Origin of the sequence: Bosea sp. F3-2 (genome assembly GCF_008253865.1) — a bacterium.
GTDB lineage: Bacteria > Pseudomonadota > Alphaproteobacteria > Rhizobiales > Beijerinckiaceae > Allobosea.
Genome location: NZ_CP042331.1, coordinates 6,241,476 through 6,250,601 on the forward strand (window position 1 = coordinate 6,241,476; position 9,126 = coordinate 6,250,601).

Below are 9,126 nucleotides of genomic sequence, written 5' to 3' on the forward strand. Positions count from 1 at the left end.
GTCATCCAGCGGCCACCCGGCATAAGACTTATGGCGATTGTAAATCGGTGCGGGTTTCCGTCGCAGGAGACGTGGCGTTTTGTCGGCTGGCCTCACATGAAAGTGTACAGCCTGCTAAAGCAGGGCATCGATGTGCACCACCTGGTCTGGCGTCAGCGGCGCGATCAGCGCTTCCGCAGTCCAGTCGCCGTGCCCGCGCGCGCCCTGTGGCGCCGGCGCGCTCCAGTGTCCCCGGAGCCGGCAGGATGATCTTTCGATCGCGGAGCCCCTCCATCAGCGCATCAGTGATGTCGACGCCTCTATCGGTCGACCAAGCGGCCCCCCGTCGCGATGTCGACCATCAACGGCATGTCGGGCGGGTCGCTGCCGACGCTGAACCTTGTCAGGTTCAGCTAACGGCTTCAATCCGCATCCGGGCCCCGCCACGTTCCGAGCAGCATCTCCAGGAAGCGCTCGGCCGCCGGCGCCAGCTTGACGCCGCGCCGCCTGACCACGCCGATCGTGCGCGAAACCGCCGGATCGCTGATCGGCCGCGTCACGATGATCGGATGGTCAACGCCGGGCGTCGCCAGTCGCGGTAGCACCGAAATCCCCAAACCCGCCTCGACCAGGCCGAGCGAGGTCGACAGATGCGTCACCTCGAAGGTCCAGTCGAGGCGGACGCCGAGCTTGACCAGGGCGGCGTCGAGGATGGCGCGGTTGCCGCTCGCCCGGCTGACGGTGACCAGCGGGTGGCCTTCGAGGTCGTTCCAGCCGAGAGCGGGCCTGCCGGCGAGCACATGGTCGCGCCGGCAGGCGAGCACGAACGGGTCGTCGAGCAGCGGCTCGAAGGTGAGCTCTGCATCCGAGCCGCCGAGCAGGTTGATGCCGAATTCGACCTCGCCGCGCGCCACCGCCTCCAGCCCGTCATTGGCCGAGAGGTCAAGGATGCGGAAGCGGATGTTCGGATATTGCTGCGAGAAGCGCGCGATCACCGAGGGCAGGAAATAGAAGGCGGCCGTCGGGATGCAGGCGAGCGCGATCTGTCCGGCGCGGCGGCTGCCGAGATCGCGCATCGCGAAGATTGACGTATCGAACTCGTCGAGCATGCGCCGGACCAGGGGCAGCATTTCGCGCCCGACCATGGTCAGCGCCACCCGCCTGGTCGTCCGTTCGAGCAGGGCTGCGCCGACCGCGGTCTCGAGCCGCTGAATGCGCCGGCTCAGCGCCGGCTGCGACATGTTCAGGGCCTCCGCCGCCCGGTGGAAACCGGCGAGCTCGACCACGGCGACGAAGGCGCGCAGGTCGAGCGCTTCAAAATTGATGCTCATGACGCATCAATAGCGCCGATCTCTGCATTTCACAGCAGTTATTCGATCTGGGATGAGACGGCATCGCCAATCGCCGGATCGCGCCCTTGTCCGCTCCCACCCGCCCGCTGCATCCAAAGGCCTTGCGCATCCCCTGCGTGCTGATGCGCGGCGGCACCTCGCGCGGCCCCTTCTTTCTCGAATCCGACCTGCCTGCCGAGCCCGGGGCGCGCGACCGCGTCCTGCTCGCGGCGATGGGCTCGCCACATCTGCTCCAGCTCGACGGGTTAGGGGGCGGCAACTCGCTGACCAGCAAGGTCGCGATCGTCAGCCGCTCCTGCCGGCCCGATGCCGATGTCGACTATCTCTTCGCCCAGGTCGCCATCGACCGCGCCCATGTCGATCTCGGTCCCAACTGCGGCAACATGCTCTCCGCCGTCGGGCCCTTCGCCATCGAGGCCGGGCTGGTTCCCGCGGCCGAGGGCGAGACGGTGGTGCGCATCCACAACCGCAACACCGCTTCGCTGATCGAGGCGACCGTCCAGACCCCGGGCGGCTTGGTCGACTATGACGGCGCGACCGCGATCGACGGCGTCGCCGGCACGGCGGCGCCGGTCAAGTTGAGCTTCCTCGAAGCGGTCGGCTCCAAGACCGGCGCCCTGCTGCCGACGGGCCTTGCCCGCGAGGAAATCGACGGCATCCCGGTGACGCTGGTCGATTATGCGATGCCGATGCTGCTGGTCAGCGCTGGCGATTTCGGCCTCGCCGGCGATGAGATGCCGACGGTGCTCGATGCCGACGCAATGTTGCTGGCACGGCTCGAGGGGATTCGCCGCGAGGCCGGTCGCCGCATGGGTCTCGGCGATGTCGCTGGCCGCGTCATTCCCAAGGTCGGCGTGCTCTCGCCCGCGCGCCGCGGCGGCAGCCTGACCTCGCGCTATTTCACGCCTGATCGCTGCCATCGCAGCCACGCCGTTACCGGCGCGCTCTGCGTCGCCGTGGCGAGCCGCATCGGCGGCAGCGTTGCCGCCGAGATGCTCTCGCCCGGAACCGACTCGCTGGTCGCGGTCGAGCATCCCAGCGGCACCATCCAGATCGATCTTTCGCTCGACGCCGCCGGCCAGGTGGCGCGCGCGAGTCTGGTGCGCACCGCGCGCCGCATCTTCGAAGGAAACGTCATCGTCCCCGCAAGCACGATCCTCGCGCTTGCCGAGAGGGCGGAAACGGGAGGAGAACAGACCCATGACGATCACGCGCCGCCATCTCTGCAGCCTGCTGACGGCCGCAGCGGCCAGCTCCTGCCTGCCTGAGCTCGCTTTCGCCCAGGCCGCCTTCCCGACGCGGCCGATGAAGCTGCTCGTGCCCTATGCCGCCGGCGGCGGCACCGACGCGATCGCGCGCCTCGTCGCGCAGGGCGTCGGCGAGCGGCTCGGCCAGTCGCTGGTTGTCGAGAACAATGGCTCGGCCGGCGGCAATCTCGCGACGGCGCAGGCGGCCGCGGCGCCGGCCGACGGCTACACCGTGCTGATGGCCAATCAGGGACCGATGGTGGTCAATCCGCATCTGTTCAAGAATGTCAGGGTCGATCCGCTCGTCGCCTTCGACCCGATCACGCTGATCTCGGCCGCCCCGCTCGTCGTGGTCGTCGCACCGAACTCGCCCTACAAGAGCCTCGCCGAGCTCGTCGGCCAGGCCCAGAAGAACCCAGGCAAGCTGACCTATGGCTCTGCCGGAAACGGCTCCGCCAGCCATCTCGCCACCGTGCTGCTGGCGCAGACCGCGCAGTTCGAGGCCGTTCACGTGCCCTATCGCGGTGCCGGCCCGGCGCTGACCGACCTGCTCGCCGGCAATTCCGATTTCATGGTCACCACGGTGCCTTCGGTGCTCGGCCTGATCGAAGGCGGCAAGGTCAGGGCGCTGGCGGTGACCGGCAAGGCGCGCGCCAGGCTCTTCCGCGATGTCCCTTCGGTCGCCGAGGGCGGCTGGCCGGATTACGAGGCGACCGCCTGGTATGGCTTCGTCGTGCCCAAGGGGACGCCGAAGGATGTCGCGGCGAAGCTGCGGGCCGCGACCGTCGAGACGATCAACAGCCCGCTCATCCGCGAGCGCCTGCAGAACGAGGGCGCCGAGCCGGTCGGCAACGCGCCCGAGGAGTTCGCCGCCATGATGGAAGCGGAGTCGCGCCGCTGGGCCGGCATCATCAAGAAGGCCCAAATCGGCGTGAACTAGCTTTCCCTCGCTCGTCGCATACGGGGGTCTTCCTCAATTTGCCTGGTTGATGCGCTGTTAGCGACGCTATCGCTATTGGCGGGCATGCGCTCGCAATCGAAATGGTCGCCCGGCCCAGGCGTCAGAATTCTGGGTGTCGCGCTGACTGACGACCACGATTGGGTTGTTTCGGCTGCCGGACCCGCGATCGGCATTTGCCCCGATTGTGGTTGGCAAAGCCGAAGTCGGCATGGTTGGTCCAATCGCAGCCTTCAGGATCTGCCTTTTCAGGGCAAACCTGTGACGGTTAAGCTCCTGCTGAGCCGCTGGCGATGTTCCCATCAGCAGTGTGAGCGACAAACGTTCACCGATCGGTTGCCGGCGGTTGCTTCCCCTTATGCGCGCCGGACGCATCAAGCGCTCGCCAGGTCGGCCACCAGCGTCGGATGGTATCGTCGCTGACCGGCATGCCGAGCCGCTGCATCACGATGGAACCGGTCCGGGATCTGGAAACCGGGCATGCGATCTCGCCGGTGGTTGCCGCAGCCCTGTGCATCAAGCCACGAGGCCTGCTGACCGCCCGGCAGGCAGGGAAGGTTGATGCCCTGAAGCAGGGATCTGACGCTTTCGCCGAGATGCGACGCCTGGCAATGCGCTTCAACGGGGCATCCTTCGCGGCAAGAGGTCGGCATCACTGGATGCATGGAGCGACGATGCGATCGACACCGAACTCACACCTATCATGCGGTTCGCGCGCGTCCTGCGCAGGGATATCGCGGCCGTCAACAACGCCATCGAGCTACCCTGGAGCAATGGACAGGCCGAAGGGCAGATCAACCGACTGAAGACGCTCAAGCGCGCAATGGACGGTAGAGCCGGCCCAGAACTCCTGAGAGCGCGAATGCTGCCACCGCTCCACGCAAATTGAGGAAGACCCTTTAATTATGAGAATCGTGGCGATGGGATTCTCAAATTGACGGCCTCTGCTGGAAGCACCCCTTGGCTTGTTCGGTTGCAAGCCGCCGGCTCCGGAGGCTTTCATGCCTGCCATGACCGCGCGGACGGCCGTACAATCCAGACCAGCTATGCCGTCCCCGCTAGGCGCAAACACGGTCATCGCTCCGAGGCTATTGTCGATCTTGGGCGTCCGGCAATGATCGCTCCCTAAGTGTCCGTCGAGCCACTGCCAATGTTGGCAACGGGTCGAGAGCTATCGCTCAGCCCCGAAGCGCGGAATGTCCGTGTGTGGACGCCCCTTCGGATGCAAGAGGTTTTTGTCGAGGCGATTGGCGCTCAGGTTCAGGTGCGTCCGTGTGTCCGGCCTACTGGTGCGGCCGTTCACGGGACCGCTGGCCTGTATGGAGATCGCGGGTCGGGTCCACACCGCTTCCGCGCGCTCGAGGCGCTGGGACATATTCCCTGGTTTTCCCGACCCCGTCTTCTGACCGTTGCGCCATACCTCTCTTCGGACCTTCCTGCCTCCCTGACCGCCTCTGACCGCCTCGGCTTCTATGCCGCAGCAGTCGGAGCTCTGTAGGATCCGCCGTGCGCCATGAGCGCCCAGACGATCCTGGCAATCTTGTTGGCCAATGCCACCGTCACCAGCATGCGTGGCTTGCGTGCCAGCATGCCGTCGAGCCCCGGACTGGCTCGCGATCTGTCGCGGGCCGCGACCTTGACCGCCGAGCTTGCGCCCAGGATCAGGAGTCTGCGCAGGCTGCGTTCGCCCATCTTTGTGGTCCTGCCCAGACGCTCCTTACCACCACTGGAATGCTGCTGGGGGGTAAGCCCCAACCACGCGGCGAAGTCTCTGCCCCGTCGAAAGGTGTGCGCTGCTGGCGCCAATGCCACCAAGGCTGTGGCCGCGATTGGTCCGATGCCAGGGATCGTCATCAACTGCTTTGCGACAGGATCGGCTTTCGACCGGGCCGCGATCTTTCGATCGAGCTCTGCGATGTTTGATTGGAGCATCTGCAAGCTTGTGGCGATCATTGCCAGGACCGGCCGAGCCTCGGCCGGCATGTCACTCGCAGGATCGTCAATCAGGTCGATGAGCTTGCTCACATGGCCGGGTCCCTGGGCCACGATGAGGTGGCCGCGCAGCGCGTTGATCAGCTGAGTTCTCTGGCGCACCAGAAGGTCGCGCGTGCGGAAGATCACCGCCGCCCCCTGCGCCTGCGCGCTCTTGGGCGTGACGAACCGCATCGTCGGCCGCTGCGCCGCCTCGCAGATCGCCTGCGCGTCGGCCATGTCATTCTTCTGCCGGTGGACGAAGGGCTTCACGTATGCTGGCGGGATGAGCCGGGTCTCGTGCCCTAGGGTGGAGATCTCCCGAGCCCAATAATGAGCACTGGCGCAGGCTTCCATCGCAACCAGGCAGCGTGGCAGGGCGGCGAAGAAGGATAGCACCTGATTCCGCCGGAGCCTCTTGCGGAATATGACCGAGCCGGTCGCGTCAGCCCCATGCGCCTGGAAGACAGCCTTCGCCAGATCGAGGCCAATGGTGGTAACTTCACTCACGGACGCCTCCTTTGCAGTGGTGCGCTCAAACACCACCACTTTGGCACTTCGATGCCGTCAGGGGGCGTCCACCCCATCGCTTCCAGGCAAAGACCCAATGTCCGGATCTGGCGCTGGGCTGCCCCGATCGTTGCTCGAACCTAGATGTCCGGCCCGGGGTGGCATCCGGACATTGGTCCCCTTGCCCGAAATAGGACATTCTCCCAAACAAGAAGCAAAGAACGGCGCTACCCCTCCAGCGCCTCAATCATCTCCACCCGCGTCGCATGCCGGCCGCCCTCGAACCGGGCGGTCAGGAACGCATCCACGATATCGAGCGCCAGCCCTTCGCCCACCACTCGCGCGCCAAGCGACAGCATGTTGGCATCGTTGTGTTGGCGGATCATGCGGGCTGAGAACGTGTCGGCGCAGACGCCGCAACGGATGCCCTTTACCTTGTTCGCCGCCATCATGATGCCCTGGCCGGTGCCGCATAGGATGATGCCAAGCCGGCAATCGCCGGAGGCGACGAGCCGCGCCGCCACTTCGCCGTGCTGAGGATAGTGTGTGCTCTCCGGCGTCGTCGGTCCGATGTCGACCACCACCCAGCCATGCGCCGCGATATGAGTGGCAATAGCCTGTCGGAGCTGAATGGCGGCATGGTCGCTGGAGAGGACGATGCGGTTGCTGGCTGTCAAGGAGAAGTCGTCCCGTTTCTCGAGGCAATCTGGCGGCTTGGCCGCGTTGGATCAGGCGCTTTTTGTTTCGTCAATTCTTCCAGTTTTCGAATGACAGCAACAACCTGCCGGAAAGTGGACCTTGCGAGCGCCCGCAACGGGGCGCGGAAGCCGACGTCGGAGCGACCGATCGGCAATGTCCGAGAAGGGTGGATGTCGTTGAAGAAGTCGGCCTTGAGAACGACGTCATAACGTTTTGGGTTGCAGAGTAGTCGGAGAGCAGGAAGGCCGGCGCTACGGCGCCTTCGCGCACGAACTGCCGGAAACGGCGCTCGTGAACCGCGGACATCACGTCGTCGGCGAAGATGCCGAAGGTGCGCACGAAAGATAGGCGGTCCAGAAGGTCGTTGATGTTCGTCCGGGATCTCCCTCTGGTATGCCTAAGAGGCGTCCTCGCTCGTCATCGGTCAGCAGCTCCCGCCGCGCCATGTCAGCCATCGCTCCATTGAGGAGCAAAGACCCTAACCCGCCCCGCGAACCTCGCCGAGTTCGATGATCTCACCTGTGTCACACCGTCAACAGATCAATGCGTCTGCTGATCTTTGACGGAATGTCCGGATTACCGCCTAGCCGCGGCCACAAGGGAACTCACATCAGGCGGATGAAAGCTGCGCGGCCGCGAGTCCACGTCGCAGCGTTCTCGATCCGTCCAACCAAACGCGGTTTAGCGAACAAACCTTGAGGTGCCCCCCGAGTTCCGGGCATTTTGCAGGCGGCGGCAAGAGAATGATGCTCTTCGGGACGATCAGTTGGCTCGACAGGTGCCAGCCGGCCTGATCGAGGAGGAGGATAGCGTGCTTTTCGGGCGCGACCTCGGTGGCGTTTTCGGCGAAATTGCAGGTTCATCGCCTCGGTGTTGCAGGTCGGCAGAACCAGGGGCGCCCTTTTCCTCCTTCGGACAGATAGCGCCGAATACACCCAATCTCGGTGTCCACGAAACCGGAAGACGACCAGTCCTGGCCACTCAATTCCTCTCGCGGCTTGGAAGCTTCACATTGCACCGAACTCCCGCGAGCAGGCGATTGGCCGCATTATCGACGACGAGCCTAATTCGGAAGGTATCGCTTGCGGCATCGACGACCGGATCGATGACATCGATCAACGCGGCTACCGTCCGATTTAACGGTGCGTCTAACGTAAGAGCCATTGTCATCCCCACTTTCAATTGAGAATAATATTCAGCAGGGACAAAAATATCAGCGTGAAGAATATTAACCTCCGCGATTGACATCATCGGTGTCGTGTCGCGGATGTATTCGCCAAGATTAAGCTTTATATCGGTTACAACTCCATCAATAGGGCTTTTTATCATTTTTAGTTGCAGCTGAGCCTCGGAGCGAGCTAGCTCCAACTGGGCTGATTTCTGGTCGAATTCCCCACGCCGAATGGATAGAAGATCCTGGGCGATCTTTGTTTCGAGTTCATCAACATCATTGATTTTCGAGAACATATTGTCGCGAAGCTTTTTCTTTCGTGAAAGTTCACGTTCGTTCCAGCTCATATTAGTTCGAGCGGATTCAATCGCCATCGGGTTTTGCGCGCGATGACGATCAAGCTCAACTTGGGCCTCTTCTACTGTGGTGTTCAGCTTAGCAACGACCTGCCCCCTTTGAACCCAGGAGCCGCGGTCGACAAACATCTCGTCGATGACGCCAAAAACTGAGCTTCCAAGCTGAATTGTTCGCTTCGGTCGCAGCAGACAGGCGCTGTAATCGTCCTGCGAAAACGCTTTCTGTCCCTCAAATAAAAAAGGCCCGATATAGCTTAAAATTGCTGCAAATAGGACAGAAATCGAGCGAATCATGGCGGACTTGTTTCCTATTTAATTTAAAATCCGAGTTATTCAGCAGTAAACATTATACGGCATCCCATTTCACGTAGAAGGAGTCGGATCCAGCATTGAGCCAATGCTGGCCTCTTTTCGATGCGCCGACAAGCTGGATCTCTGTGGCCGGTCATCTCGGTGCGAGGCGTTCAATCCGATATTTCAGATGACCCGCCGAACTTATTGATAACTTTGGGCAAACAACTGGGCGGCTTGTGAGCCGGCAGGTTCCCTTCGGAAAGGTAATAGAAAAAAACTTGGATTCCCTTGCGAAACAGGCTTTTCGATCTTTTAGAGCCCCTCTATGGTGGGCCGAATTATTCTAGCCCTGGAGTGTATGGTCATGACTAAAGGGCCTAATTTCGAAACAAATCTATTCAATAGCTCTGCAATGGCGACGATACTAGGAGCCATGGCATCCCGAGCGCGCCAGTGGAGGATGGTGCAGCAGCCGTCTCGCGCCAAACGCCGCAGCGGTGCCGTGCCCGCGCGCAATCAAAATTTCAATATTGAAGCGGTTGAGCCGCGCATTCTGATGTCATCTGACATTAGTTATGCTGCCGCGCCA

At 62.8% G+C, this 9,126-nt stretch carries 6 protein-coding genes and 3 pseudogenes; 4 read left to right on the top strand and 5 right to left on the bottom strand.

Going from position 1 to position 9,126, the window contains the following annotated elements:
• Window positions 1-28: 28 nt before the first annotated feature.
• Window positions 29-307: pseudogene (locus FQV39_RS34485) on the bottom strand (hypothetical protein); the annotation flags it as partial.
• Between the two features lie 94 nt (window positions 308-401).
• The gene (locus FQV39_RS29125) at window positions 402-1,310 is read right to left on the bottom strand and encodes a LysR family transcriptional regulator (protein ID WP_149133472.1); all 909 of its coding nucleotides are present in this window, start codon (window positions 1,308-1,310) and stop codon (window positions 402-404) included.
• 86 nt (window positions 1,311-1,396) lie between these two features.
• Between FQV39_RS29125 and FQV39_RS29130 the strand changes: the two genes are divergently transcribed.
• The 3 genes and pseudogenes from FQV39_RS29130 (at window position 1,397) to FQV39_RS34490 (ending at window position 4,425) form a co-directional block, all read left to right on the top strand.
• Window positions 1,397-2,599: a 4-oxalomesaconate tautomerase gene (locus FQV39_RS29130; protein ID WP_282570129.1), complete on the top strand. Its 1,203-nt coding sequence runs from the start codon at window positions 1,397-1,399 to the stop codon at window positions 2,597-2,599.
• Window positions 2,532-3,518 carry a Bug family tripartite tricarboxylate transporter substrate binding protein gene (locus tag FQV39_RS29135; protein ID WP_149133473.1) on the top strand — a complete coding sequence of 329 codons (987 nt, stop codon included), beginning with the start codon at window positions 2,532-2,534 and terminating at the stop codon, window positions 3,516-3,518. The genes FQV39_RS29130 and FQV39_RS29135 overlap by 68 nt, the downstream gene beginning before the upstream one ends.
• 84 nt (window positions 3,519-3,602) lie before the next feature.
• Window positions 3,603-4,425: pseudogene (locus tag FQV39_RS34490) on the top strand (transposase).
• A 581-nt stretch (window positions 4,426-5,006) separates the two neighbouring features.
• Here FQV39_RS34490 and FQV39_RS29145 read toward each other — a convergent pair.
• From FQV39_RS29145 to FQV39_RS29155, 3 genes are all read right to left on the bottom strand, one after another.
• Window positions 5,007-6,017 carry an IS110 family RNA-guided transposase gene (locus FQV39_RS29145; RefSeq protein WP_149133474.1) on the bottom strand — a complete coding sequence of 337 codons (1,011 nt, stop codon included), beginning with the start codon at window positions 6,015-6,017 and terminating at the stop codon, window positions 5,007-5,009.
• 227 nt (window positions 6,018-6,244) lie between these two features.
• Complete coding sequence (gene rpiB / locus FQV39_RS29150; RefSeq protein ID WP_149133475.1) at window positions 6,245-6,694, bottom strand: ribose 5-phosphate isomerase B; 450 nt, start codon at window positions 6,692-6,694, stop codon at window positions 6,245-6,247.
• Between the two features lie 1,003 nt (window positions 6,695-7,697).
• The gene (locus FQV39_RS29155) at window positions 7,698-8,537 is read right to left on the bottom strand and encodes an efflux RND transporter periplasmic adaptor subunit (RefSeq protein WP_149133476.1); all 840 of its coding nucleotides are present in this window, start codon (window positions 8,535-8,537) and stop codon (window positions 7,698-7,700) included.
• Between the two features lie 460 nt (window positions 8,538-8,997).
• Here FQV39_RS29155 and FQV39_RS34495 point away from each other — a divergent pair.
• Window positions 8,998-9,123 (top strand): annotated as a pseudogene (locus tag FQV39_RS34495) (LEPR-XLL domain-containing protein); the annotation flags it as partial.
• Window positions 9,124-9,126 lie beyond the last annotated feature (3 nt).

Coding starts and splice junctions, on each gene's coding strand:
- FQV39_RS29155 (WP_149133476.1), bottom strand. CDS start 8,537: ATGATTCGCTCGATTTCTGTCCTATTTGCAGCAATTTTAAGCTATATC.
- FQV39_RS29125 (WP_149133472.1), bottom strand. CDS start 1,310: ATGAGCATCAATTTTGAAGCGCTCGACCTGCGCGCCTTCGTCGCCGTG.
- FQV39_RS29135 (WP_149133473.1), top strand. CDS start 2,532: ATGACGATCACGCGCCGCCATCTCTGCAGCCTGCTGACGGCCGCAGCG.